Consider the following 25,602-nt stretch of genomic DNA (forward strand, 5'->3'; position numbering starts at 1 on the left):
TAGCCTGAGCACAGACTTTACTCCAGGCCTTCGTGCACGCTGGCGATGGCTTCCACCTCGACCTGATAGCCGTGGTGCAGCTCCGCGACCGGAACGATTGCCCGGGCTGGGCGATGTTCACCCAATACCTGGGCATAGAGTCGATCGAAGGTCGGCCAGTGCTGCACGCCTACCAGATAGACCCTCACCTGCAGCAGATCGTGGATTTCGCCTCCCGCCGCTCGCAGCACGGCCAGCAGATTATCCAAGGCGATCATTGCCTGGACTTCGAACGGCGCGTCGTGGCTGTGTCCGCCGCCAGGGTGTATCGGCAACTGCCCGGAAATGAACAGCGTATTGGCGTGCCGCAAACCCTGAACGTAATGACCGCCAGGCGCTGCGGCCTGTCGGGTGCTTATCGTGCGGTCCGCATTACCAGCCATGCAGGCGACTCCAGGCTTGAGTGTTGCCCTGGGCGTCAAGCGCCTGGTAGGCAGGAAACTGCGCCCCAGTGGCGCAGGCGTGGTTGGGCAGGATGCGCAAACGGAGGCCGATGGGAAAACGCGACAGCAGGGTGCTGCTGTCCAGGTTTGCCAGGGTGATGAGCCCATGCTCTTGATTGGCGGTATGAAATTGCGCCGCTTCGATCCATTCGCCTTCCAGGCTGCACACCTGTCCGTAACCGAAGTCGCGGCGCTGGCGTTGCGTGCCGCGGTCGCGGCTCATGGCCATCCATCCGGCGTCGGTGATGACCCAGCCTTTGTCCAGCTGATGGCCAATGACCGTGGTCAGGACACTCAGGGCCAGGTCTTCGCGGTGGCAGACGCCGACGTTGTGCATCACCAGGTCGAAGAATACATAGACACCGGCGCGAACTTCCGTGACTCCCTCCAGGTGGGCGGCTGACAGCGCCGTGGGCGTAGAGCCGACGCTGACCTCGGGGCAGGGCAGCCCTTGGTTACGCAGCTGTTCGGCGGCCGTCACGCAGGCGAGGCGCTCCTGCTCTGCCAGGCGCTGTAAGGACTCGGAGTCGTTCAGTTCGTAACTGGAGCCGGCGTGAGTCATGACCCCGGCCAGGCGCATGCCGGCGGCATGCAGGCAGCGGGCGACCGTCAGCAGGGTATCGTCATCGGCCTTCAGTCCGCCACGGTGACCGTCGCTGTCGATCTCGATCCATACGCTGAACGCGCATTGATGTCGGCTGGCGAATTCGACGATGGCCCGTGCGCTCTCGAGGCTGTCAGTCAGGATGCCCAGCCGACAGCCATGACGCTGCAGTTCGAGGGCTTGTGGCAGCTTGCCGGGGGCGATGGCCACGGCATAGAGAATGTCGTCGATGCCGGCAGCGAAGCAATGTCGGGCCTCGTGGAGGGTCGACACGGTGATGCCCTGGGCGCCGGCGGCCAGTTGAGCCTTGATTACCGGCAGACACTTGCTGGTTTTCACATGCGGGCGCAAGCGTACGCCCAGCCGTTCTGCGCGCTGCTGCAAGCGCTGGATGTTGCGAGACATCGTCGGCAGATCGATGAGTGCTGCCGGGGTCTCGAGGTGGTCGAGTGAGTGAGGCATGACGAAGCGCTCCATATGAGTCGTGGTTGCCACTCTATTGTTTGTTCGTAAAGCCGTGGTTCAATGGCTGGTCATCAATCATTAAGTGAATCTGAATGTTCAGCCTTGAAGATCTCCGTCTGGTCGTGGCGCTGGGGCATTCGGCTTCGCTCAGCGCAGCCGCGCGGTCACTGCGAGTGACCCCGCCAGCTTTGTCTATGCGTCTGCGCAAGCTCGAGGCGCAGTTGGGTGTTGCCCTGGCCAACCGTGATGCTCGGCGCCTGAGTCTGACTGCCGAAGGCCAGCGCCTGGCCGAGGAGTGTGCGCAACTGCTGGAGCGCTTCGAGCGCTTGTCGGAGTCCTTTCGTGCCTCTGACGCGCCGCTGCACGGCACCTTGCGCCTGGCCGCGCCGTTCGGTTTCGGACGCCAGCGCATCGCACCGTTGCTGGCTCGGTTCGCTCGCCTGCACCCGGGGCTGCGCCTGTGCCTGGACTTGCGCGAAACTCCCTGGCCCGATCGGCACGACAGCGATGCGGTGGTGCATATCGGCCCGGTCAGCGACAGTGCCTGGGTGGCACGAACTCTGGCCAGCAATCACCGTTGGCTGTGCGCGAGCCCTGAGTATCTGGCGCGCCATGGAGTGCCCGCCACGCCAGACGAGTTGCCTGATCATCGCTGCCTGTGTATCCGCGAGAACGATCAGGACGTGACCCTGTGGCAACTTCAGCAAGGGGCAAGGCAGCGCAGCCTGCGCATTGATCCGGCGATGCTGTGCAACGATGGCAGCGTGGCCCGGCGCTGGGCCGAACAAGGTCTGGGGTTGGTGCTGCGTTCGCAGTGGGATGTCGAGCAGGCGATAAGCCAGGGGCGTCTGGTTCGGGTGCTGGCCGATTGGTCGTTCGGCAGCGTACCGGTGCTGCTCTTGGTGCCTGCGCGCCGGCAACGCAGTGCCCGTGTGCAGGCACTTGTCGCATTCCTCGAACAGGCTTTCGGCGGTGACAGCCCTCTCACGCCGTTGTCTACCCCTGAGCCGATGGGCGACGACGCTTCGCATCACCCCCTTGAGTGAGCTACTGGTACAAGGAGCTGCAATGAAAGTTGGCGTTATCTCCGACACTCACGGGCTGTTGCGTCCAGAGGCCCTGGCGGCCTTGCAGGGCTGTGCGCGGATTGTGCACGCGGGTGATATCGGCAAGCCGGAGATCCTCGAGCAACTGGCGCGCCTCGCCCCCTTGCACGTGGTGCGTGGCAACAATGACCTGGGTTTTGCCTGGGCCGATAAACTGCCGGATCAGTCGCTGTTCGATCTGGAAGGCTGGCAGATTCTGCTGGTTCACGACCGCGCGGATGTGCCAGCGGAACTGGCGGGTGAGATCAAGGTGGTGATCACCGGCCACTCGCACAAGCCGCTGATCGACTGGCGTGGTGAGCGCCTGTGGCTCAATCCCGGCAGCGCCGGGCCGCGGCGCTTCAAACTGCCGGTGACCGTGGCGATTCTGGAGTTGGGGCCAGCGGGGGTAGAGGCGCAGCTGGTGCCTCTGCTGCAATGACGCAGCGCCCGGAGGTAGTGCCGTTGGGCGATGCACACGGAATTTTCTTCTGCCCATCGGGTTCAACTGCCTGACGCTGTCTGAACCTAGGGAGGCTTGCATGAGCAGTGCATTCAAGAAGGGCGATACCGTGACCTGGAATTCCGAGGCCGGGGTGATTCACGGCAAGGTGGTCAAGAAGCATACCGAGGATGTCGAGTTTCGCGGGCGTACCCGACATTGCTCCAAGGACCAGCCGCAGTACGAGGTCAAGAGTGACAAGACCGGGGCGACGGCGATGCACAAGGAAGACGCGTTGAAAAAGGCCTAGCCTCGATACTGTTCAGTTAGACGCTCTTCGGCCTTTGTTGGAGCGAGCTTGCTCGCGAAGAGGTCAGCAAAACCCATGCATCTGCTGTGAACGTGACTCAGCTATCGCGAGCAAGCTCGCTCCAACGGTGTGATTGACCTGCATTGGCTGTAGCCGGGAAGGGGGTTACCCCAGCCCCAGTGCCTTCAGCCGGCGATACAAGGTGCGTTCGCTGATGCCCAGTTCTTTGGCCAGCTCCGCGCGTGAGCCGGTGAACCCGTGCAGGGCGTGGGCGATGCGGGCCAGGCCGTCGTCCTGACGGTGTGGCAGTGGCGGCGTGGCAAGCAGGTGCGCGGGCAGGTCCTTGTCGCGAATCACGCCGTCGTCACTGAACAGCCGGGCGCGTTCGAGGATGTTCTTCAGTTCGCGGATATTGCCGGGGAAATTGTGCCGCTGCAGGTGCCTGAGGGCGCTGGCGTCGACACGCGTGCGGCCGCCGGGCGCCAGGTTGCGCAGGTGGCTTTCGATCAGCAGTGGCAGGTCTTCGCGGCGTTCACGCAACGGCGGCAGGTCGATGGTGAAGGCATTGATGCGGTAGAACAGGTCCTGGCGAAAGCTGCCTTGTTCGACCATGCGTGGCAGCGGCTTGTGCGTCGCCGCCACGACGCGAAAATCGGCATGCACGGTACGCAGGCTGCCCACGGGACGAAAGCTGCCCGACTCGATCAGGCGCAGCAGCTTGACCTGCATGGCCAGTGGCACGTCGCCGATCTCGTCGAGAAACAGCGTGCCGCCATGCGCCGCTTCGGCCAGCCCGGTCTTCTTGTACAGGGCGCCGGTGAAGGCGCCTTTTTCATGCCCGAACAACTCGCTTTCGAACAAGGCTTCACTCAGCCCGGTGCAATCGACCACCACCAGCGGGCCGCTGGCGCGTGGGCTGCCCATGTGCAGGGCGCGGGCGAACAGTTCCTTGCCGGTACCCGACTCGCCCTGCAGCAGCACCGGGATGGAGGAGGGCGCCGCACGCTGCAGGGCAGCGAGCGCCTGCTTGAAGGGCGCCGATGTGCCGACCAGGCCCTGCTTCTGCGGCTGTGCCGAGGCCAGTTCGACGCTCTGCAGGCGTTCGACGTAGGCCACCACACGCTGCTGGCTGTCGAGCACCGGACGCAGCTCTACATCGACATGTTCTGGTCCGCGCGGAGTGTGGTGGATATGCAGGACGCGTTCCGGGCGATGGCTGTCGAAGGCCTTGCGCATCGGGCAATGCTCGCCGGCTTGGTCGCAAGGCACTGCGTACTCATGGGAGACCTTGAAGCACTTGGCGCCCAGATGTTCACGCCCTTCCACCGCAAAATGGCGCTGGTAGGCGGCATTGGCCGCCACGATGCGGTATTCGGTGTCGAGAATGATGGTTGGGCAGTCATCGTGTTCCAGGTAGGAAGACAGCGCCTGGACGTTCAAGGCATCGGTGGCAATCAGGGATTCGGCGGACATGGGCTGATCCGGGCGGGTCGACTGCCAGATACTGCCACGAACTGCCAGCGTTCTGCCACAAAGCCTGGCAGTCGGTGTGCCAGCAGGTCGGTCGACCCTGTGCTGAACTGCGTATGACCGGGCCCCAGAGCCTGCCAGGTAGGCTGGCACGGATATTGACTTGCCTGTTGGGACATTCAGAGGAAGCGGTGCATGAACATCGGTGCGAACATCTGGCTTGAAGCCTTCTTCGACGAGGCTTCGTCCACTTTCAGTTATCTGCTGCTCGATCTGCCCAGCCGCCGCTGCGCGTTGATCGACAGCGTGCTGGACTACGATTGCAAATCCGGGCGCACCGCCACCCGCGCGGCTGACCAGCTCGTCGAACGCGTGCAGGCGCTGAACGCCCAGGTGGAGTGGATCCTGGAAACCCATGTGCATGCCGACCATCTCAGCGCCGCCAGTTATCTCAAGCGCCAGGTCGGTGGCCGCATCGGCATTGGCAGTCGGATTCGCGACGTGCAGAGCGTGTTCGGTGATCTGTTCAACGCCGGTGCAGGGTTTCGCCGCGATGGCAGCCAGTTCGACGTGCTGCTCGAAGACCGGCAGGTGATCAGTGTTGGCGGCCTGCAGGTCACCACCCTGCATACGCCTGGACACACGCCGGCATGCATGACCTACGTGGTCAGCGACGGCGACGAGACGCTGGCCTTCGTCGGCGATACGCTGTTCATGCCCGACTACGGCACCGCACGCTGCGACTTTCCCGGTGGCGATGCACGCATGCTGTTTCGTTCGATCCGCCGCATCCTGGCCTTGCCCGAAGCGACCCGGATCTTTCTGTGCCACGACTATCGGCCTGACGGCCGCCCGCTGGCCTTCGAGACCACAGTCGCGGCACAGCGTGCGGCGAACATCCATGTGCATGACGGCGTCGAGGAAGAGGCGTTCGTGCGCATGCGTGAAGCCCGCGATGCCACGCTGGACATGCCGGTGCTGATGCTGCCGGCGGTGCAGGTCAACATGCGCAGCGGCCAGTTGCCCGAGCCGGAGGACAACGGTGTGCGCTACCTGAAAATCCCCCTGGACGCGATATGAGCGACTGCACAGGAGACCACCCCATGTCAGTGCTTCACCACCAGGTGCTGATCGTCGGCGCCGGCTCGGCCGGTATCGCCACCGCAGCCAGTCTCAAGGCCCGTGAGCCCGGTCTGGATATCGCGCTGATCGACCCGGCCGATACGCATTACTACCAACCGGGCTGGACGCTGGTGGGCGGCGGCGCTTTCGACGTGCGTGCCACGGCAAGGCCCATGGCCTCGGTGATTCCCCGTGGCGTGCAGTGGTTACGCGCCGCAGTGCGCGCCTTCGAGCCTGAGGCCGACACAGTGGTGCTGGACGATGGCCGGCGTGTCGGTTATTCGCAGCTGATTGTCTGCCCTGGTCTGAAGCTCGACTGGGCGGCCATCGAAGGATTACCGGAAAGTCTTGGCGAGCATGGCGTGACCTCCAACTATCGCTTCGACCTGGCGCCCTATACCTGGGAGTTGGTGCGCCAGTTGCGCGGTGGTCGGGCGCTGTTCACCCAGCCGCCGATGCCGATCAAATGTGCTGGTGCACCGCAGAAAGCCTTGTACCTGGCCTGTGACCACTGGCGACGCCAGGGCTTGGGGTCGGCCATACAGGCGCGTTTCTTCAACGCCGGCGGCGTGTTGTTCGGCGTCCCGGACTACGTGCCGACATTGATGGAATACGTGGACAAGTACGCCATCGACCTGCAGTTCAATCACCGTCTGGTCGCCGTGGATGGCCCTGGCAAGACCGCGACTTTCCTGCGCAGCGCGGCTGACGGCAGTGTGGCGACGGTCATCGAGCCGTTTGACATGCTGCATGTGGTACCGCCCCAGGTGGCCTCGGATTTCATTCGCAACAGCCCGCTGGCCGATACCGGCGGCTGGCTGGACGTCGACCCCGCCAGCTTGGCGCACCGACGCTTTGCCAACATTCATGGCCTGGGCGACGTGATCAACACCAGCAATGCCAAGACCATGGCCGCCGCCCGCCAGCAGGCCCCGGTGGTCGCCTGTAATGTGCTGGCAGCACTGGGCATGCGCAGTTCGCGGGCAACCTATCAGGGCTATGGCTCGTGCCCCTTGACCGTGGAGCGCGGCAAGATCGTCCTGGCTGAATTCGAATACGGGGGCCGTCTGGCGCCGACTTTCCCGCGCTGGCTGCTGGAGGGGCGCCGGCCGACGCGGCTGGCCTGGTGGCTGAAAGCCTGGCTGCTGCCGCCGTTCTATTGGCACGGCATGCTCAAGGGGCGTGAATGGCTGGCGGGCGTTCGCTCGGCCGAGCAGGCGCCGCACGGATGATCACCGGCATCGCACTGGGTGCGTTGATGGGGCTGATCCTGGCCCTGACCGGTGCCGGCGGCGGCATCCTCGCGGTGCCTGCGCTGGTGTTCGGTATGGGGATGAGCATGGCCGAGGCGGCGCCGGTGGGCCTGCTGGCGGTTGGCTTGGCGGCCGGTGTCGGTGCGGTGCTGGGTTTGCGCCAGGGCATCGTGCGCTACAAGGCCGCCTTGTTCATGGCCGCGATTGGCATGGCCAGTGCGCCGTTGGGCCTGCATTTGGCCCGACAGGTGGCCAACGCGCCATTGGCCCTGGCGTTCGCGGCCGTGCTGGTGCTGGTGGCGCTGCGCACGCTGGGCAAGGCGCATCGGCAGCTACGCGGTGAAGTGACAGCGCCAGCCCCGGCCTTGCTGCCCTGTGTGCTCAACCCGACCAAGGGCCGCTTGCGCTGGACCCTGCCGTGCGCCCGGGCTCTGGCGTTCACCGGTTTCGCCTCGGGGCTGCTCTCGGGCCTGCTGGGCGTCGGCGGCGGTTTCGTGATCGTGCCCGCGCTGACGCGCTATACCAACCTGCCCGGCAACAGCGTGGTCGCCACCTCGCTGGCGATCATCGCCCTGGTGTCGACCGCGACGGTCTCCACGGCGGCTGCCACGGGTGCGCTGCACTGGGCAGCGGCGATACCGTTCGCCGGGGGCGCACTGTTGGGGCTGCTGCTCGGTCGGCAGATCGCCGAGCGCCTGGCCGGTCCGCGCCTGCAACAGCTGTTTGCCCTTGCCGCAATGGCCGCCGCCGCGCTGTTGGCCGCGCATGCCTTGGGCGGGCGCTGAATCATGATCAGGACCCAGGGCGCCGTCCCCCAGCGGCTTCCCGTCCAAGGCCAATACGGGTCAGTTAGGCCGCATAGGAGCGGCTTCAGCCGCGAAGCAACCGCATGTTCACAACAGATGCAGTGAATTTCCTAGCGCTTTCGCGGCTAAAGCCGCTCCCACCGGTCCACATGCCGCTTAAGCGAACAGTATTGCGTCTAAGGCCGGTCCCGGCGGGTCGGTGCAGGCTTCGAGGCTCGGAGCGGCTTCAGCCTCTCTATGGCTGCTCCTCAGGGCAGGAACGAGGCCAGCAGCCGGCCCAGTACGGCCATGGCGGCTTCGCTCTGCGGCGTCCAGGGGTAGCCGTGGTTCAGCCGTGCGCAGTGGCCGAACTTGCGCTGCGCCGAGAACATCGGCCCTGGTGCGATGCTGATGCCCTGGGCGAGTGCCATCTGGTAGAGCTTCAGCGAGTCGACCGGCTCGGGAAATTCGAACCACAGGAAATAGCCACCGCCAGGCCGCGTGACCCGCGTCTGCTCGGGAAAGTGCCGGGCGGCCGAGGCAAGCATCGCACCCTGCTGCATTTCCAGGGTATGGCGCAGCTTGCGCAAGTGGCGGTCATAGGCGCCGTCTTGCAGGTAGTCGGCGATTGCCGCTTGCGCTGGCACCGAGGGGGAAATGCTGGTCATCAGCTTGAGGCGGCTGACCTTCGCCGCGAAGCGCCCGCCGGCGACCCAGCCGACCCGGTAGCCGGGGGCCAGGCATTTGGAGAACGAGCCGCAGTGCATCACCAGGCCCTCGGTGTCGAAGCTCTTCACCGGGCGCGGTGCACGGGTGCCGTAGTACAGCTCGGCGTACACGTCGTCCTCGATCAGCGGCAGCTCGTGTCGCTTGAGCAGCTCGTAGAGGGCCCGTTTCTTGTCATCGGGCATGCTCGCTCCGAGCGGGTTCTGCAGGCTGCTCATGAACCAGCAGGCCTTGATCGGCAGGCGCTCCAGGCTGTCGGCCAGGTGCTGCAGGTCGACCCCTTCACGCGGGTGCACCGGAATTTCCACGGCCTTGAGCTTGAGGCGTTCGAGCATCTGCAGGCACGCATAGAAGGCCGGAGCCTCGATGGCCACCAGGTCGCCTGGTTCGGTTACCGATTGCAGGCACAGACTCAGCGCCTCCATGGCGCCGTTGGTGATCACCAGTTCTTCGCGGGCCGGGTGAACGCCGCTGTTGAGGTAGCGCAGGGCGATTTGCCGACGCAGTTCCTGGTTGCCACTGGTCATGTCGGCGATTACCCCGTGCGGTGACAGACCGCGCACGCTATGGGCCATGGAACGCGCCAGGCGGGGCAGGGGAAACAGGTCCGGGCTGGGGAAGGCCGAGCCGAAGGGGACGGTCTGCGGATCCTGCAGGCTGGCCAGCACGGAGAACACCAGCTCGCTGACGTCCACGTCGGTGCCAATGGCAGGGCTGGCGTGGATCACCGGCTCGCTCAGCGAGCGGTTGGCGTGTTCGCGTACGTAGTAGCCGGAGCGCTCGCGGGCCTGGATCAGACCACGGTCTTCGAGGCGGTAGTAGGCCTGAAACACCGTGGAGGGGCTGACCGCGAAGCGCTGGCTGGCGACCCGTACCGAGGGCAGCTTTTCCCCGGCCTTGAGGGTGCGGGTGCGGATCATCTGGGCGATGTCTTCGGCAAGCTGTTCGTAGCGTTTCATGGCGGGTACGAGTGATGGGTGATGCGCGAAGGATGCATGGCCGCTACTGATCGCACCAGCGTCATTTTCGGGATTTATTTGCATATCAGATGGGGCCGGGCCAGCCAGCGTGCCGGTCTGTGGGTGATGTGGGCCGGGCGGGAAAACAGCGGGGGAAGCTGCGCTGCTCTGGCGAAATCCGCTGAATCTGAGCCTTTTGGGCCAGCCCAGGGCTGAGCAAACTCTTGGTATACCGTAATACATCGGTAATTTCAGGAGGCAATATGGCTTTTCAGATACGCAAACTGGTCACCTATCACGAACAGATCTTCATCGAGGGTGGCAAGGCAGTGCAGACACCACTGAACATGGTGGCCGTAGCGGCGGTGATCAGCAATCCGTGGCATGCCCGGGGCTTCGTCGACGACCTCAAGCCAGAGATTCGCGCCCACTGTTCGGCGCTGGGCGAGCTGATCGTCGCGCGCCTGGCCGAGGCCATCGGGGGAGCGGGGCATATACAGGCGTACGGCAAGGCGGCCGTGGTGGGCGAAGCCGGAGAGGTGGAACACGCCTCGGCGGTCATTCATACCTTGCGTTTTGGCAATCATTTCCGCGAGGCGGTAGACGCCAAGAGCTACCTGGTGTTCACCAATAAACGCGGTGGGCCGGGCACTTCGATCCAGGTGCCGATGATGCACAAGGACGACGAGGGTCTGCGTTCGCATTACCTGACCTTGGAGATGCGCATCGATGACGCACCACGCGCCGACGAAATCATCGTGGTGCTGGGCGCCGCCGACGGCGGCCGGCCGCATGCGCGGATCGGTAACCGCTACCTGGACCAGCAGGAACTGGCCACTGAAGCGGCGCCCATCTGATACGGTTTTTATTGGTATTTCTGAATCTGTAATCGGATCAGCCATCGGCGCAGGCTATGCCCATGATCTTTGATAAGTGACAGGAGCAACGAGATGGGCAAGATGGCGCTTTTCATGCTTGGCTTTCTGGCGGTGACCATTCTGATCGGGGCCCTGGCCACCATCCCGCCGCCGCTGTAATGCCTGTGGCCAACCAGCAGCCCTCGACGTGCCGAGGGCTGCCGCGTTTACGCAACCTCAGTGCCCTATGACAGGTGTTCTTCGCTGAGCATGCCGTCTAAACTGCGCGGCCCAGAGCACTGACCAGGCATCCCTCCCTTGAATGTTCCGCTGATTCTGCTTCCCGGCCTGTTGAACGATGCGCGCCTGTGGGCGCCACAACGCGCCGTCCTCGAACCTGACCGAGCCGTTCAGGTTCCTGACCTCACCCTGGATGACAGCATCGCCGCCATGGCGCGCCGGGTGCTGGACGCTGCACCGCCGCGTTTCGCCCTGGGGGCATTGTCGATGGGGGGCTATGTGGCGCTGGAGATCGTGCGCCAGGCCCCGCAGCGCGTCGAACGCCTGGCCCTGGTGGACACCATGGCCCGTCCGGACAGCGCAGACCGTGCGCGGGTGCGTCGTGGCCTGCTGGAATTGGCGCACATGGGCACCTTCAAGGGCGTGACGCCGCAACTGCTGCCCAAGCTGATTCACCGCAACAGCCTGGACACGCCAGCCGCCCAGACGGTGCGCGACATGGCCCTGGCGGTGGGACGCGAAGGATTCATTCGCCAGCAGCAGGCGATCATTGAGCGCGCCGACTATTCGGCATGGTTGGCAGATATCCAGGTGCCGACCCTGGTGATCGTGGGCGCAGACGACCAGATCACCCCGGTGGAGGAAGCACAATTCATCCACCAGGGCATAGCCGGTTCGCGGCTGGAGATCATTGCCGAATGCGGCCACCTGCCGCCGCTGGAGCATCCCGAGTTGACCACCCGGCTGCTGCAGCAATGGCTTTCGGCCTAGCCGAACGCCCTGAGGGGCGGGCTCAGCCGTGAACAGGCGCCGCTGAAGCGGCTCCTATCTCCTCACAGACTCCACGACACTCCGGCATAGATGCCCCGGCCTTCGCCCGGTGTGGAGCGCGCCACGTCCTGGCCGCGATCGTCGTAGCCTGGGGTGACGGTCGTCGCGTAGCGCTGGTTGGTCAGGTTGCGCAGGTCCAGCCAGGTCTGCCAGTGCTGGTCGGGCGAGTTGTAGCCCAGGGTCGCGCCAAACAGGTTGTAGTGGTCGGCGTAGAACGAGTTGGCATAGTCCACCGCCACCTTGGCGGCGTATTCGGTGTTGACGCCCAGGTACATGCCGGTGGAATGCGTGTAGCGCAGCTCGGCCTGGTAATAGTGCTGCGGGACGCCAGGCAGGCGGTTGTCGCCGAAGCGCTTGTCGTCGCGGTAGTGGAAGTCGCTCCAGGTATAGGCCTGGCGCAGCTCGACCTTGCCAGCCGGGCCTTTCCACAAGGGGCTGGTCAGACCCAGCTCGACGCCCTGGTGCACCGTGGGGCTGGCGTTGTTTTCGGCGACCACCGATGAAGTGCTGGCGCTGGCCGCCTGGATCTCGACGCTGAGCAGTTCATGGCGCACTTGCGAGTAGTACCAGGCCAGGTCCCACTGCCCCAGCCGGTTTTCGCCCCGACCGCCCAGCTCCAGGGTGGTGGCGGTCTGGTTGTCGAGTTTCACGCCACCGCTCTGCAGCCCAGTGGCGGCGCCGCTGCCGGCCGGGAAATACTTGTTCGAGCCCCAGATCATCGACCAGGCGTGCGGCGGCTCCACCGAGCGGCTGAGGTTGCCGTACAGCTGCAGTTGCGGGTCGACCTGGTAGCGCAGCCCCAGGCGTGCGGCATAGTCCCAGGCATGGGTGCTCAGCGGGTCGTGGGCGTCGGGGTAGGTGACTTCGGTTTCCCGGCGGGTGTAGATCGCCGCCACGCCGGTGCTCAGCCACAGGTCCGGGGCCAGTTCCAGGTCGTTGGCGGCCTGCAGCACGCTGTCCGAGCCCAGGTAGCTGTAGTCGCGAGTACGGGTGCCGGGGGCGAAGCCGGCGGTGTTGCCGGCCGGGGTGCGCACGAACTCCGACGTGCCGCTGTTGGGCAGGCCCTGGGTGTGGCGCAAGCCCAGGGTGGTCCGGCTGTTCAGGCCGAACAGTTGGTGCTGGCGCACGTAATTCAGGGTGCCGCTGACATCCGTATAGGCCACCTTCAGGCGGTTGGTGCCTTCGCGCAGGTCCATGGGGTAGTCGTGGTAGACCAGGCCGGCCTCGACCCGTGACTGGTCGTCGATGTACCAGGTGGTCTTGTTCGCCAGCCAGGTGCTGCCCGGCTGCACGCGTTTGTTGTCGCGTGCCACGTTGAGTGGGTTGGCGTCGCGCGGGTCGTGGCGGATCTGCTCGCGAGTCAGGCGCCCCGGCGTTTCGTAGTCGTTCTCGCGATAGCGGAAGTAGAAGCGTGTCTCAAGGTTCGGCCCCAGGCGGTAGCCCAGGTTGGCGGCGATACCCTGGGCGTTGCCGGCGGTCTGGTCTTGAAAGCCATCGGTGCGCGAGTCGGTGAGGCTCACGTAGTAGTCCAGGTCGCCCAGTACCTGTCCAGAGCTGATCTGGCGCTTGGTGTAGCCATGGCTGCCCACTTCGTAGCGCAGTTGCAGCGGCGAGGCGTCGTAGCCGGTGTGCGTCACGTAGTTCACCGCACCGCCCAAGGCCAGCGAGCCACGCTCGAAGCCGTTGGCGCCACGATAGACCTCGACGCGGCTCAGCCACAGGGGTTCCTTGAGTTCGTAAGGCGTACCGCCCGGGCCGGTGAGCGGCAGGCCATCGAAGGTTTCGTACAGGCCTGAGGCATGCCCCCCCGGGGCGCGGTTCAGGCCCGAGCCGCGGATCGACAGTTTGCTGCCTTCATTGTGCGCGGTACGCGCATAGACCCCCGGCTGGTAGCGGAACACATCTTCGTTGCTGCTGACCCGGCCCTGGCCGACGCGGCCCATGTCCACCAGGTTGCTGGCCCCCGGCACGCGGTGCAGTTCTTCGCGGGCGCTTTCCAGCTCCGTGACGGGTTGGGCATTGACCTCGATATCGCCCAGATCAAGCGCTTCGCCGGCCATGGCCTGGGGGGCGCAGGCCAGCATGGCGCTGAGTCCCAGGCTGCGCACTGGACGTTGCCAGGCGCCGCAAGTGGCGCGGCGCACAGCGGCCAGTGGGCTGAGGGCGAAGGGCGGGGCGGGTGGCACGGGCATCGAGCGTGTTCCTTGCAGCATCGGTAGAAGAAGTACGTCATTCGATGCTGCGCCGGGCCTGGGGGTCACGCCCCTGAACTCTGTGGCCGTTCATCGGGTCGTAGCCAGTAAGCAAGTGAATCTCCAGGGGGCATGGCGTGGCGGAAAACAAGACACGGGTCGACAATGCGGCGACGGGTGACATCAGCCATCTGGGCAAGAACATATTCTTCGCCGCCGTGGAAACCACGCGCATGCCGATGATCGTCACCGACCCGAATCGGCCGGACAATCCGATCATCTTCGCCAACAAAGCCTTCCTGCACATGACCGGCTATACCTGGGACGAGGTGCTGGGCCACAACTGCCGCTTCCTGCAGGGGCCGGAAACCGACCGCGAGGTGGTGCGCCAGGTGCGCGAGGCCATCGAGGCACGCCGGGACATTTCCACCGAGATCCTCAATTACCGCAAGGACGGCTCCAGCTTCTGGAACGCGCTGTTCATTTCGCCGATCTTCAACGAGAACGGCGACCTGATCTATTTCTTCGCCTCGCAGCTGGATGTCAGTCGTCGTCGTGACGCTGAAGATGCCCTGCGCCAGTCGCAGAAGATGGAGGCACTCGGACAGCTCACCGGTGGCATCGCCCATGACTTCAACAACCTGCTCCAGGTCATGGGGGGCTACATCGACCTGATCGGCAATGCCATGGAAAAGCCCCAGGTCGATACCCAGCGCGTGCAGCGCAGCGTGCATCACGCCAAGGCGGCGGTGGAGCGTGCCAGTACCCTGACCAAGCAGCTGCTGGCCTTCGCCCGCAAACAGAAGCTGCAGGGCCGAGTGCTCAACCTCAACGGCCTGGTCGACAGCGTGCAGCCGATGATCGAGCGCACCTTTGGTGCCGGGGTCAGCGTGGAAACCGACCTGGATCCGGCACTGCGTAACTGTCGCATCGATCCGACCCAGGCCGAGGTCGCTCTGCTGAACATCTTCGCCAACGCCCGGGACGCCCTGGCAGGGCGTACAGACCCGAAGATCTTCATCGAAACCCGCAACATGGAGGTGCATGACCTGGCCGGCATGACTCACGATGGACTGTTGCCAGGCCATTACGTGAGCATCGCCATCACCGACAATGGCGTCGGCATGCCGGCCAGTATCCGCGAGCGAGTGATGGACCCGTTCTTCACCACCAAGGACGAAGGCAAGGGCTCCGGGCTGGGCCTGTCGATGGTCTATGGCTTCGCCAAGCAGTCTGGCGGCGCGGCACGCATCTACACCGAGGAGGGCGTGGGCACCACGCTGCGCCTGTACTTCCCGGTCGACGAAGCCAGCGTCGCCGCCCATGAAATTCAGCGCGTGCCCGAGGGGCGCCAGGGCAGCGAGCGCATCCTGATCGTCGAAGACCGCCCGGACGTCGCCGAACTGGCGAGAATGGTCCTGGAGGATTATGGCTATACCACCGACATCGTGCTCAACGCCCGCGAAGCGCTGAAGCGCTTCGAGTCGGGCGCGCAGTACGACCTGCTGTTCACCGACCTGATCATGCCCGGCGGCATGAACGGGGTGATGCTGGCCCGCGAAGTGAAACGCCGTTATCCGGATATCAAGGTGCTGCTCACCACCGGTTACGCGGAAAGCTCCATCGAGCGCACTGACATCGGCGGGGCGGAGTTCGACGTGGTGTCCAAGCCCTGCATGCCACATGACCTGGCGCGCAAGGTGCGCCAGGTGCTGGACGGGCCGAACGGGATTACCTGAGTGGCGTTCGCTTTTCAGCGCTGGGCAGCTATTTCGGGTGGCGGAACGGCAGTCTTGAGGTTGATGCCGATGGTGCTGCCCGGCAAGTGGCCCAGGCGTCTGCGCTAGCCGGAAAAAAGCATACCGCACCAATAAGGGTGAAACGGTGCTTCGTCAGGTCGCGCTTGTTTTTTCAAACGCTACAACAGGCTGAATGCGGCCTCACGACTTCCTGGCCCCGTAAGGTTTCGCGTCATGGTTCCTGTTTCGGCCTACCTGAACATTGCCTGTCCGAGTATCTGGGACGGGCTTCAGGACAGTAGCCAGACGCTTGGGGACACTTTACAGCCGTCAAGGGCTAGTGACAGACTGCCATCAGCAAACCCGCCTGGATGTTCTGCACGCCGCGTTCCTGGTGCGCGTCAGTCATCCTCAGCTGCTACCTTGATAACGCTTGAAACAAACTTCTGCGGCCTGGCCGTTGGATTTGTGTCTTGCCGTACCTGCAAAGCCCCTCGAACGCGCTTAAGGATAAGACTCGCCATGAACCTTCGATCCATGCCCATCGCCCGTCGCAGCATGCTGTGTTTCGGCGCCATTGCCATTCTGGTCGTGATGCTGGGTCTGTTCAGCCTCAACCAGATGACCAATATCCGCAACGAGAGTGAAGTGATCGAGCGCGATTCGATTCCCGCCATCGTGTCGAGCAGCAAGCTTGCACTGGCGTTAGCGCGCCTGCGCCTGGAAACCATCCGCCTGGCTGCCGACCCTGGCAGGGTGGACGGCACCTACGCGAAGATCCAGGAGATCGGTGGGGTTATCGAAGCCGAGCTGGCTCGCTTCAAGGCGCTGATCGGCTCACCCGAGGAGCAGACTCACTTCGACAAGCTGACCGACATCTTCCACGAGTACCTCAAGCATGACGCGACCCTGGTCACGCTGATAAAGCAGGGCCGTATCGACGAGGTGCGCGAGATGCTGGCGACGCGGATGAACGACTTGGGCATCGCGATGAACGCGTCGTCGGGCAAATTGCAGAGTCTCAACCTTGATGAGGCCAACCATCACACCGAAGTGGCCGCCGTGATGTTCGCCAACTCGCAGAAAATCACCATTCTGGCCATCGTTCTGGCCGTGGCGCTGACCGTCCTGCTGTCCTGGCGGGTAACACGCAGCCTGACAGCGCCGTTGAGCACCGCCGTAACCGCTGCGCAGACCATCGCTTCGGGTGACCTTACCCGTGAGCTGGATCTGGCCGGCAAGGACGAGGCGGCGCAATTGCTGCAGGCCATGCATGCGATGCAGACCACCTTGCGTGGCACCCTGGAGCATATCGGCAAGTCGGCAGAGCAACTGGCGTCTTCCACCGAGCAGATGAGCGCGGTGATGAGCGAGAGCGCCCAGGGATTGCAGCAGCAGAATAACGAGATCGAAATGGCCGCTACCGCGGTGACCGAAATGAGCCATGCCGTTGAGGAAGTGGCGTCCAACGCGGTGACCACCTCGGCCGATTCCAAGGCCGCCGCCGAAACCGCGCGCTTCGGCCAGGTTCAGCTCACCGACACCCTGACCGCCATCGGGGCATTGACCGGCAACGTGTTGACCGCATCTGAGCAGGCGCGCCACCTGGCGGACCAGACGCAGAACATCAGCAAGGTGCTGGACGTGATTCGCGCCGTGGCCGAACAGACCAACCTGCTGGCCCTGAACGCCGCGATCGAGGCGGCGCGTGCCGGTGAGGCCGGGCGCGGCTTTGCGGTGGTGGCCGACGAGGTGCGTTCGCTGGCGCATCGCACCGGCGAGTCGACCCGGGAAATCGAACAGATGATCGGCAGTATCCAGCAAGGCACCAGCCAGACCGTCTCGGCCTTGTTGACCAGCGCCGAGCAGGCGCGCCAGACCCAGGAACAGGCGCGCGCTGCCAACGAAGCGCTGAGCACCATCACCCAGGCGGTCAGCGGTATCGACGAGCGTAACCTGGTGATTGCCAGCGCCGCCGAGGAGCAGGCCCAGGTGGCCCGTGAGGTGGACCGCAACCTGGTGCGTATTCGTGACCTTTCGATCCAGACCTCTGCCGGCGCCGAGCAGACCCAGACGGCCAGCCAGGAACTGTCGCGCCTGGCCGGCGACTTGAGTGGTCTGGTGCGCCGCTTCAAGGTCTGACAGACGCCGGGGCGGTTTCTGGCGGCGCGGCTGCAAGGCGGGTACGCAACTCGGTTATCATGCGCGTCACTTTCTGTCAGGCGGCCCTACGGCCCGCCTGACACCCTGCATCGATCACAGGAACGCGCCATGCCGCTGAGCAACGAAAAGCTCCAGGAATACCTGACCTTCGCCCACCAACTGGCCGACGCTTCTGGGCTGGCCATTCAGCCGTGGTTCCGCAGGCCACTGTCCGTCGAGGACAAGGGTGAGGCGCTGTTCGACCCGGTGACCGAGGGCGACAAGGCCGCTGAGCGGGCCATGCGCGAACTGATCCAGGCGCGCTACCCAGCAGACGGCATTCTGGGTGAGGAAGAGGAGGCCGTGGCCGGCAGCAGTGGCCTGACCTGGGTACTCGACCCCATCGATGGCACCCGCGCCTTCATCACCGGCCTGCCGCTGTGGGGCACCCTGATTGCCCTGAACGACGGCCAGCAACCCGTGCTGGGCATCATGAACCAGCCATTCACCCGTGAACGTTACGTCGGCACCCGCGAACAGGCCTGGTGCAACGGCGCGCCGCTGAAAACCCGCCGCTGTGCGAGCCTGGCCGAAGCGACCTTGATGGCCACCACCCCGGACATGTTCGATACCGCCCAGCGCCAGACCTTCGACCGGGTCGCCCGCCAGGCTCGCCTCATGCGCTGGGGTGGTGACTGCTACGCGTACTGCATGTTGGCCTCCGGTTTCGTCGATGTGATCATCGAAGCCAGCCTGAAACCCTACGACGTGCAGGCGTTGATGCCGATCATCGAAGGTGCCGGCGGGGTGATGACCAGCTGGACCGGGGAAACCGCACAACACGGCGGCCCTGTGGTGGCCTGTGGTGATCCGGCGTTGCATGCCGAGGTCATCGAGTGGCTGTCTGGCCAGCGCTAAGGCTGTCTTGTCACCCGGTAGGAGAGGCTTAGCCGCAATACTGGTCAGTTAGACCGTTGGAGCTTGCTCGTGAACACCTCCCAACTGATGTTAAAGCTGTTCCGGCCCCAGGTTTCGCCCTGGCGGGCGACCCACTTTGTTACGGCAAAGTGGGCAAACCACTGCTCCTGGTTTGGCCCCGCCTACGGCGGGGTTCCCTCCTTCCGGCGCCATTCCAGGGGGCCGGCGCAATGGGCCGTCCCTGGCCCAGTGCGCCTAAGCCGGCTTCCCTGCCGGCTTACCCCCTTCCATGACACCTGCACTCGGCCTGCACCCAAGTCGCGTCTGGCGGTGTCTGTGAGAGCGGTGCTTGAAAAGCAAAAGCGACGCCAGATCAGGTTGCTTCGGTCTAACTGACCAGTACTTGGCTTAGCCGCAATACTGGTCAGTTAAGCGCTTTGCGGCTTTGTGGGAGCGAGCTTGCTCGCGAAAGCGCCAGGAAATTCACTGCATCTGTTGTGAACATGCGGTCGCTTCGCGGCTGAAGCCGCTCCTACCCGCCTAACTGACCAGTATTGAGCTTAACCGGGAAGCCATTCGCAGCGGAGGCCGGGCCTTACAGGTCGGTCATCGGGCGGCCTTGTGCCAGTACCCCCGTTGATCGGTGGACCGGGAAAAAATCCGAACGCGCCACCTCGCGATGCCTGTCGTAATCCTGCACGGCGGGTTTTCCGTCGCTGAGGCGAGGTGACGCAACATGGACATTTCGGTTTTCGTATGGGGCGGGGTACTCATTCTGGCGGCGCTGGACATCTGGGTCGCCAATAGCATCTGGCGCAGCGAGCAGCGCTCGGCGTCCAAGACCGGCTGGACGCTCATCGTGTTCCTGCTGCCGGTCATCGGTCTGGTGATCTGGGCACTCATGGGGCCGCGTGGAGTGGCCGAGCCGCCCAGCTCCGACACGCACAGCAAAGGCTGAGCGCGCCTGCTTGAGGGTGTCAGCCGCGCAAGGCGGCCATACGCCGGCTGACCGCCGAGGTGAAGACCCGCTCCAGCGTATCCAGCTCTGCCTGCGGCAGGGCTTTCACACAGCCCAGGGCGCGAGTGAAGCCTTCGGCCACGCCGGCCAGCTGGGACATCTCCAGCAGGCCGTTGGCGTTCTCCAGGTCGGCAAGAATCTGCACCGCCTCGGTCTTGATGGTTTCCGGAATCGACAGATGGGTGAGTGGCATGGAAGTCACCTGTGGCTGGGGCCTGAGTGCCCAGCCTAACAGTGAATGGGCATGCTCGACGATCTGTTGGCGTGATTCAGGTCAACCGCAGGTCGTGACGCAGTGCTTCGCGATGCGCCGCACGTCCGGTCCCCATAGCCAACAGCGTGGCACTGCCCAGCAGTGCGGCGCTGAGTTCGAAAGTCGGCCGGTAGCCACCGGCGTCGAAGACCCACCCGCCGACGGTGGCGCCCAGGGTAATCGCCAACTGCACCACTGCAACCATCAGCCCGCCACCTGCCTCGGCGTCGTCGGGCAGGGTCCTGGCCAGCCATGTCCACCAGCCTGCCGGCGCAGCCGTCGCCACCGCTCCCCACAGGCCGAGCAGTACTGCCGTGGCGACCAGCGAATGCCCGAAGCACACCAGCGCCAGTGCCAGCAGTGACATCAGCAAGGCAATGGCCGCCAGCGTGCGGTACAGACCCCTATGCAGCCAGCGCTCGACCAGTAGAGTGCCTGCCAGGCCGGTAACGCCGAGAATCAGCAGCATCAATGACAGCAGGCTGTCATGCACGCCGGTCACGTTCTCCAGAAACGGCCGCAGGTAGGTGAACAGCGTGAACTGGCCCATGAAGAACAGGTCGACCGCCGTCATACCCAGCGCGACGGGAGCCTTGCCCAGCAGCGCCAATGGGCGGGTAGCCGCGGCACGTGAAGTGGCGGGCAGGCGTGGCAGGCTGAACTGCAGCCAGACCCATGCCAGGACCGCCACCGGCACGATGCAGAAGAAGGCGCCCCGCCAGCCGATCAGCCCGCCCAGGAAACTCCCCAGCGGTGCGGCAATCACCGTCGCCAGGGCATTGCCACCGTTGACGATGGCCAGTGCCCGAGGAACCCGGTGGCTTGGCACCAGTTGCAAGGCGGTGGCGGCCGACAGAGACCAGAAGCCGCCGATGACCACGCCGAGCAGCGCCCGGCCAAGCATGAACAACATGAAGCCGGGCGCCAGGGCCACCAGCGTGCCGGAAAGCACCATCAGCAGTACTAGGGCCAGCAACAGAGGCTTGCGTGCGACACGCGCGGCGATAGCGGCGGTCAGCAAGCTGCTGACCAGGGCGAATAGGCCGGAGACGGCGATGCCCTGGCCGGCCCGGCCCTCGCTGATGCCCAGTTCCTGCGCGATCGGGGTCAGCAGGCTGACCGGCATGAATTCCGAGGCAACCAGTGCGAAAGCGACAAGAGAGAGGGCGAGCACAGCGCTCCACGATGCGCTCGGCTTGGCCGAGGAGGGTGATACAACCATGAGGTGCGTTCGAGTCCTGTCGTCCGATCAGCGCCGTGGGGCGGCGCTGACATGAGTTTATGGATCATTGCAGATGGGTCAGGAAGAACTGGCCGAGCCTGTCGAAGGGAATCAGCGGGACGCGGTCGTACAGGTCCACATGACCGGCGCCGGGAATCACCAGCAGTTCCTTGGGTTGCGCGGCGCGCTGATAGGCGTCTTCGCTGAACTCGCGTGAATGTGCTTCAGCGCCGGTGATCAACAGCAGGGGGCGGGGTGAAATCGTCTCGATATCGTTGAACGGATAGAAGTTCATGAACTTCACGTTACTGGTCAACGTCGGCATGGTGGTGGTCTGTGACGAGGCGCCGGGCGGAGTGACCTCACCCCTTGGCGTGCGGTAGAAATCATAGAACTCATCAGCGACCGGTTGCCCCGTACGTTGCAGCGGCGTACCACTGGTGTACTTGAGAGGTGCCCCCTGGAATTCGGCGTAGCGCTGCCGGGCGGCATCGCGCAGGATCTGCTGGCGTTGCTCAGCGCCGATGGCATGGCGCAAGCCGTTGCGGTTGGCAGCGCCCATGTCGTACATGCTCACTGTGGCGATGGCTTTCAGGCGCGGGTCGATCTTCGCCGCAGCGATGGCGAAACTGCCGCTGCCGCAGATCCCGATCACCCCGATGCGTTCGGGATTCACGAACGAGCGGGTGCCAAGGAAATCCACGGCAGCGCTGAAGTCTTCGACATACAGGTCGGGCAGCACGGCATTGCGTGGCTGGCCAGCGCTCTGGCCCCAGAACGACAGGTCAAGTGACAGGGTGACAAAGCCGCGTTCAGCCATTTTCGTGGCATACAGGTTGGCGCTCTGTTCCTTCACTGCGCCCATCGGGTGGCCAACGATGATGGCGGCGTTCTTCGCCTGCGTGTTCAGCTCCTTGGGACGGAACAGGTTACCGGCCACCTGCATGCCGTACTGGTTGGCGAAGCTGACCTTCTCCATGGTCACCTTGTCGCTCTGGTAGAAATTGTCCGCACCCTCGGGAGCGGCGCTGGCCATGCCCGAGGCGATCAGCAGTCCGGCAGCCATCAGCAATCTTTTCATGGTCAATCTCCGCAGTCAGGAAGCCAGCGTGGCGTTATCGATGACGAAACGGTATTGCACATCGCCAGCGAGCATGCGTTCGAAGGCCTGGTTGATCTGCCCGGCCGTGATCAGTTCGATGTCGGCGACGATGCCGTGCTCGGCGCAGAAATCCAGCATCTCCTGGGTTTCGCGGATGCCGCCGATCATCGAACCACTGATGGCGCGGCGTTTGGTGATCAGGTTGAACACGTCTGGCGAGGGGTGCGCCGATGCGGGCGCGCCAACCAGGGTCATGCAGGCGTCGCGCTTGAGCAGAACCAGCAGCGCGTCGAGGTCATGAGGAGCGGCGACGGTATTGAGGATCAGGTCGAAACTGCGCAGGTGTGCGAGCATTTCCTGAGGGTTGCGGGTCACCACCACGTCATCGGCGCCGAGCTGTCGCGCCGCTTCGCGCTTGGATTCGGACGTCGTGAAGGCCACTACGTGAGCGCCCAGCGCACGGGCCAGTTTGATCCCCATGTGCCCCAGCCCGCCGATGCCGACGATGCCGACTTTCTTGCCTGGCCCGATGTTCCAGCGACGCAAGGGCGACCAGGTGGTGATACCGGCGCACAGCAACGGTGCTACGGCAGCCAGTTGCGCCTCGCCATGGCGAATGCGCAGGACGTAGTGGGCATCTACGACGATCCGTTGCGAGTAGCCTCCCAAGGTATGCCCCGGGGTGTCGGTCGTCGGGAAGTTGTAGGTGCCGACCATGCCGTCACAGTAGTTTTCCAGGTCTTCGGCGCAGTCTGCGCAATGACGACAACTGTCGACGATGCAGCCGACGCCGACCAGGTCGCCCACGCGCAAGCCGCTCACCGAGGCGCCGAGGGCGCTGACCCTGCCGACGATCTCGTGACCCGGCACACAGGGATAGTGGGTGCCTGCCCACTCGCCGCGTGCCTGATGCAGGTCGGAGTGGCAGACGCCACAGAAGGCGATGTCGATCTGCACGTCATGCGCGCCCGGCGTGCGGCGGCTGATCTGCAGAGGAACGAGTGGCTGGTCGGCTGCGTGGGCACCATAGGCATGAATGATCATGCAGGTTTCTCCGATAGGGTGGATGTGCCGACCATCTTTTCCCGAGCGGGCTGCGCCGGGTTAGCGTGATTCGCTGTTTTTCTTGCCTGATCCGCTGAAGCGGGTGAATTTCGGTAGGAGTGACGGCCTTGGCGCAATATCCTCGCCGGCAGCCCCTTGAGACAGGCCCTTGCATGACAGAACTCGCCGCTACATTGACCGACCTGATCACCCGGCAGATTGACCGTACGGGCGATTTCCCCACGCTGATCGATGGGCTCGGCCTGTACCGCCGCGACGCGCCGACACCGCCGGTGGTCTGCATGGTGCCGCCGAGCCTCGTGGTGGTCGCCCAAGGGGCGAAGCGTATGTGGGCGGGGGATGAAGGATTCGACTACGACCCGGACCGTTTTCTGGTGACCTCGCTGGACATGCCTGCCAACTCCGAGGTGATCCAGGCCAGCCACCAGGCGCCTTGCCTGGGCGTGGTGTTGAAGCTCGACCTGCGCATGCTGGCCGAGTTGATTGCGCTTGGTCATCCGCTGGCTCCCCAGGCGCGTTCGACGGGCAAGGGGGTGGGCATCGGCACGCTGAGCGACGCCTTGCGCGAGCCATTAGTACGCCTGTTGCGCCTGCTCGACGAGCCCGAAGCCATCGCGGTGTTGGCGCCGATGATCCAGCGCGAGCTGCATTATCGGCTGCTGTGCAGCGACCAGGCCGCCAAGTTGCGGCAGATCGTCAGTGTCGACAGTCAGGGCTACCGCATTGCCCGGGCCATCGACTGGCTGAAACTCAACTTCGCCGAGCCGCTGCGTGTCGAGGAGCTGGCCGCACGCGTGCAGATGAGCGCACCGAGCTTTCATCATCATTTTCGCCAGCTCACCGCCATGAGCCCCCTGCAGTACCAGAAGTGGCTGCGTCTTACCGAGGCGCGGCGGCTGATGCTCAACGAACAACTCGACGTGTCCAGTGCTGCCTATCGGGTCGGCTACGAGAGTCCTTCACAGTTCAGCCGTGAATACGGTCGGCTGTTCGGTAGTTCGCCGAAACGCGACATCATGGCCCTGCGTGGTCAGGCTGCGGGGCTCATGGAGGCCTGAGCCTCGCGTCTTGCCGCCAGGCGCAACACCGCGCAGGCCAGCAGCGCCGACACCAGCGAGCCCAGCAGGATGCCGAGCTTGGCCTGTTCGACCCAGGCCGGATGCTGCGGATAGGCCAGGGCGCTGATGAACAGGCTCATGGTGAAGCCGATACCGCATAGCATCGACATGCCATACAGCTGCGTCCAGCTGGCGCCCTCGGGACAGCGGGCCAGCCCGGTCTTGACGGCCAGCCATACGCCAGCGAACACGCCGAGCTGCTTGCCGAGCAACAACCCGAGGGCGATGCCCAGCGGCAGCGGCTGCAGGGCGTCTGCCAGGCTCAGCCCGTGGAACGACACGCCGGCGTTGGCAAAGCCGAACAACGGCACGATCAACAGCGCACTCCACGGCGCCAGGCCATGCTCCAGGCGCACCAGCGGGCTCTGCTCGGCAGCTGGCCGGTGGGGAATCAGCAGCGCGCCGACCACGCCCGCGACGGTCGCGTGCACACCCGAGAGCAGAGTGAAATACCAGAGCACCACACACCCGAGCAGGTAGGGCCACAGGCGTGTGACACCCAGGCGGTTGAGCGCCAGCAGACCGCCCAGGGTCAGAGCCGATGCCCCCAGTGCCGCGAGGTCCAGGCTGCTGGTGTAGAACACCGCGATGATCAGCACTGCGCCCAGATCGTCAAGGATCGCCACCGATACCAACAGCAGTTTCAACGAGGCGGGCGCGTGACGGCCCAGCAGGGCCAGCACGCCCATGGCGAAAGCAATGTCGGTGGCCGCAGGTATGGCCCAACCATCGCTTAGCCCGGCCTGGCCGGCGGTCATGCCGAGAAAGATCAGTGCGGGCAGCAGCATGCCAAGCAGCGCGGGCAGTGCCGGCAGGCGGCGCTGTTCCCAGGTCGCCAGGCGGCCGTCGAGCAACTCGCGTTTGATCTCCAGGCCCACCAGCAGGAAGAACAGCGCCATCAGACCGTCGTTGATCCACAGGTGCACGGTCATGGGGCCGAGTTTGTCGCTCAGGGTCGGCCCCAGCTGGGCATGCAGCAGGTGTTCATAGCCGTCTGCCCAGGGGCTGTTGGCGATGAGGATCGCCAGGGCGGCGGCGAGCATCAGCAGTACGCCCGCGCTGGCCTCGCTGTGCAACAGGCGGTGGAGGATGGATTTGACGGGCCGGCTGGCCTGGGGTGCAGTCATGCAGAAGTCCTCGGGCAGGAGCGAACCGCCACAGGCAGGACCGCAGCCGGGCGAACACGTCGCGCAGCGCGGCCA

At 64.5% G+C, this 25,602-nt stretch carries 23 protein-coding genes and 1 pseudogene; 14 read left to right on the top strand and 10 right to left on the bottom strand.

Annotated elements, in window-relative coordinates; genetic code table 11:
• Positions 1-17 precede the first annotated feature (17 nt).
• Together RRX38_RS03155 and RRX38_RS03160 are read right to left on the bottom strand one after the other, a co-directional pair.
• A complete protein-coding gene (locus tag RRX38_RS03155) occupies positions 18-422 on the bottom strand; it encodes a RidA family protein (RefSeq protein WP_315961491.1) in 405 nt (134 codons plus the stop codon).
• A complete protein-coding gene (locus RRX38_RS03160; RefSeq protein WP_315961492.1) occupies positions 412-1,548 on the bottom strand; it encodes a DSD1 family PLP-dependent enzyme in 1,137 nt (378 codons plus the stop codon). The genes RRX38_RS03155 and RRX38_RS03160 overlap by 11 nt, the downstream gene beginning before the upstream one ends.
• 95 nt (positions 1,549-1,643) lie before the next feature.
• Between RRX38_RS03160 and RRX38_RS03165 the strand changes: the two genes are divergently transcribed.
• The 3 genes from RRX38_RS03165 to RRX38_RS03175 all read left to right on the top strand — a co-directional run bounded on the left by RRX38_RS03165 (position 1,644) and on the right by RRX38_RS03175 (position 3,388).
• A complete protein-coding gene (locus tag RRX38_RS03165; RefSeq protein WP_315961493.1) occupies positions 1,644-2,597 on the top strand; it encodes a LysR substrate-binding domain-containing protein in 954 nt (317 codons plus the stop codon).
• A gap of 22 nt (positions 2,598-2,619) precedes the next feature.
• Positions 2,620-3,078 (top strand): metallophosphoesterase family protein, encoded by a 459-nt coding sequence (locus tag RRX38_RS03170; protein WP_315961494.1) that lies wholly within the window; start codon positions 2,620-2,622, stop codon positions 3,076-3,078.
• Positions 3,079-3,178: 100 nt separating this feature from the next.
• Positions 3,179-3,388 carry a DUF2945 domain-containing protein gene (locus RRX38_RS03175; protein WP_315961495.1) on the top strand — a complete coding sequence of 70 codons (210 nt, stop codon included), beginning with the start codon at positions 3,179-3,181 and terminating at the stop codon, positions 3,386-3,388.
• A 165-nt stretch (positions 3,389-3,553) separates the two neighbouring features.
• Here the strand turns inward: RRX38_RS03175 and RRX38_RS03180 are convergent, their stop codons facing one another.
• Positions 3,554-4,861 (bottom strand): sigma-54 interaction domain-containing protein, encoded by a 1,308-nt coding sequence (locus RRX38_RS03180; protein WP_315961496.1) that lies wholly within the window; start codon positions 4,859-4,861, stop codon positions 3,554-3,556.
• A 192-nt stretch (positions 4,862-5,053) separates the two neighbouring features.
• Here RRX38_RS03180 and RRX38_RS03185 point away from each other — a divergent pair, with 192 nt between their 5' ends.
• Genes RRX38_RS03185 through RRX38_RS03195 form a run of 3 tightly spaced genes read left to right on the top strand, consistent with a single transcriptional unit; the run spans position 5,054 to position 8,018 of the window.
• Positions 5,054-5,938 (top strand): MBL fold metallo-hydrolase, encoded by an 885-nt coding sequence (locus RRX38_RS03185; protein WP_315961497.1) that lies wholly within the window; start codon positions 5,054-5,056, stop codon positions 5,936-5,938.
• Between the two features lie 23 nt (positions 5,939-5,961).
• On the top strand, positions 5,962-7,212 hold the full coding sequence (locus tag RRX38_RS03190; protein ID WP_315961498.1) for an FAD/NAD(P)-binding oxidoreductase: 1,251 nt from the start codon (positions 5,962-5,964) through the stop codon (positions 7,210-7,212).
• Positions 7,209-8,018: a sulfite exporter TauE/SafE family protein gene (locus tag RRX38_RS03195; protein WP_315961499.1), complete on the top strand. Its 810-nt coding sequence runs from the start codon at positions 7,209-7,211 to the stop codon at positions 8,016-8,018. Before RRX38_RS03190 ends, RRX38_RS03195 begins: the two co-directional genes overlap by 4 nt.
• A gap of 269 nt (positions 8,019-8,287) precedes the next feature.
• Here the strand turns inward: RRX38_RS03195 and mapR are convergent, their stop codons facing one another.
• Positions 8,288-9,703, bottom strand: coding sequence for a GntR family transcriptional regulator MpaR (gene mapR / locus RRX38_RS03200; RefSeq protein WP_315961500.1), 1,416 nt, complete (start codon positions 9,701-9,703; stop codon positions 8,288-8,290).
• Positions 9,704-9,966: 263 nt separating this feature from the next.
• Between mapR and RRX38_RS03205 the strand changes: the two genes are divergently transcribed.
• The gene (locus RRX38_RS03205; RefSeq protein WP_315961501.1) at positions 9,967-10,560 is read left to right on the top strand and encodes an amino acid synthesis family protein; all 594 of its coding nucleotides are present in this window, start codon (positions 9,967-9,969) and stop codon (positions 10,558-10,560) included.
• A gap of 318 nt (positions 10,561-10,878) precedes the next feature.
• Entirely contained in the window at positions 10,879-11,571 is a 693-nt protein-coding gene (locus RRX38_RS03210; RefSeq protein WP_315961502.1) for an alpha/beta fold hydrolase, read from the top strand.
• Positions 11,572-11,633: 62 nt separating this feature from the next.
• Here the strand turns inward: RRX38_RS03210 and RRX38_RS03215 are convergent, their stop codons facing one another.
• Positions 11,634-13,715, bottom strand: coding sequence for a TonB-dependent receptor family protein (locus RRX38_RS03215; protein ID WP_410524892.1), 2,082 nt, complete (start codon positions 13,713-13,715; stop codon positions 11,634-11,636).
• 245 nt (positions 13,716-13,960) lie between these two features.
• Between RRX38_RS03215 and RRX38_RS03220 the strand changes: the two genes are divergently transcribed.
• The 5 genes and pseudogenes from RRX38_RS03220 to RRX38_RS03235 all read left to right on the top strand — a co-directional run bounded on the left by RRX38_RS03220 (position 13,961) and on the right by RRX38_RS03235 (position 19,580).
• Complete coding sequence (locus RRX38_RS03220; RefSeq protein ID WP_315961504.1) at positions 13,961-15,562, top strand: hybrid sensor histidine kinase/response regulator; 1,602 nt, start codon at positions 13,961-13,963, stop codon at positions 15,560-15,562.
• 537 nt (positions 15,563-16,099) lie between these two features.
• A pseudogene (locus RRX38_RS24945) lies at positions 16,100-16,603 on the top strand (MCP four helix bundle domain-containing protein); the annotation flags it as partial.
• Positions 16,604-16,627: 24 nt separating this feature from the next.
• Entirely contained in the window at positions 16,628-17,704 is a 1,077-nt protein-coding gene (locus tag RRX38_RS03225; protein ID WP_410524893.1) for a methyl-accepting chemotaxis protein, read from the top strand.
• Between the two features lie 129 nt (positions 17,705-17,833).
• Positions 17,834-18,622: a histidinol-phosphatase gene (gene hisN, locus RRX38_RS03230; RefSeq protein ID WP_315961506.1), complete on the top strand. Its 789-nt coding sequence runs from the start codon at positions 17,834-17,836 to the stop codon at positions 18,620-18,622.
• Between the two features lie 736 nt (positions 18,623-19,358).
• Positions 19,359-19,580 (top strand): PLD nuclease N-terminal domain-containing protein, encoded by a 222-nt coding sequence (locus tag RRX38_RS03235; protein ID WP_315961507.1) that lies wholly within the window; start codon positions 19,359-19,361, stop codon positions 19,578-19,580.
• A 19-nt stretch (positions 19,581-19,599) separates the two neighbouring features.
• On the opposite strand, the gene RRX38_RS03240 is transcribed toward RRX38_RS03235, so the two are convergent.
• The 4 genes from RRX38_RS03240 to RRX38_RS03255 all read right to left on the bottom strand — a co-directional run bounded on the left by RRX38_RS03240 (position 19,600) and on the right by RRX38_RS03255 (position 23,261).
• Entirely contained in the window at positions 19,600-19,833 is a 234-nt protein-coding gene (locus RRX38_RS03240) for a hypothetical protein (protein WP_315961508.1), read from the bottom strand.
• A 76-nt stretch (positions 19,834-19,909) separates the two neighbouring features.
• Positions 19,910-21,115, bottom strand: a complete 1,206-nt coding sequence (locus RRX38_RS03245) for an MFS transporter (RefSeq protein WP_315961509.1) — start codon at positions 21,113-21,115, stop codon at positions 19,910-19,912.
• A gap of 64 nt (positions 21,116-21,179) precedes the next feature.
• Complete coding sequence (locus tag RRX38_RS03250) at positions 21,180-22,196, bottom strand: alpha/beta hydrolase (RefSeq protein WP_315961510.1); 1,017 nt, start codon at positions 22,194-22,196, stop codon at positions 21,180-21,182.
• Between the two features lie 15 nt (positions 22,197-22,211).
• A complete protein-coding gene (locus RRX38_RS03255) occupies positions 22,212-23,261 on the bottom strand; it encodes an NAD(P)-dependent alcohol dehydrogenase (protein WP_315961511.1) in 1,050 nt (349 codons plus the stop codon).
• Between the two features lie 173 nt (positions 23,262-23,434).
• Between RRX38_RS03255 and RRX38_RS03260 the strand changes: the two genes are divergently transcribed.
• Positions 23,435-24,340: an AraC family transcriptional regulator gene (locus tag RRX38_RS03260; protein ID WP_315961512.1), complete on the top strand. Its 906-nt coding sequence runs from the start codon at positions 23,435-23,437 to the stop codon at positions 24,338-24,340.
• Here the strand turns inward: RRX38_RS03260 and nhaA are convergent.
• A complete protein-coding gene (gene nhaA / locus RRX38_RS03265; protein ID WP_315961513.1) occupies positions 24,313-25,527 on the bottom strand; it encodes a Na+/H+ antiporter NhaA in 1,215 nt (404 codons plus the stop codon). The two genes, RRX38_RS03260 and nhaA, sit on opposite strands and share 28 nt — an antisense overlap.
• Between the last annotated feature and the right edge of the window lie 75 nt (positions 25,528-25,602).

The sequence above is a fragment of the Pseudomonas sp. DTU_2021_1001937_2_SI_NGA_ILE_001 genome, from assembly GCF_032463525.1.
In the GTDB taxonomy this organism is placed as follows: domain Bacteria; phylum Pseudomonadota; class Gammaproteobacteria; order Pseudomonadales; family Pseudomonadaceae; genus Aquipseudomonas.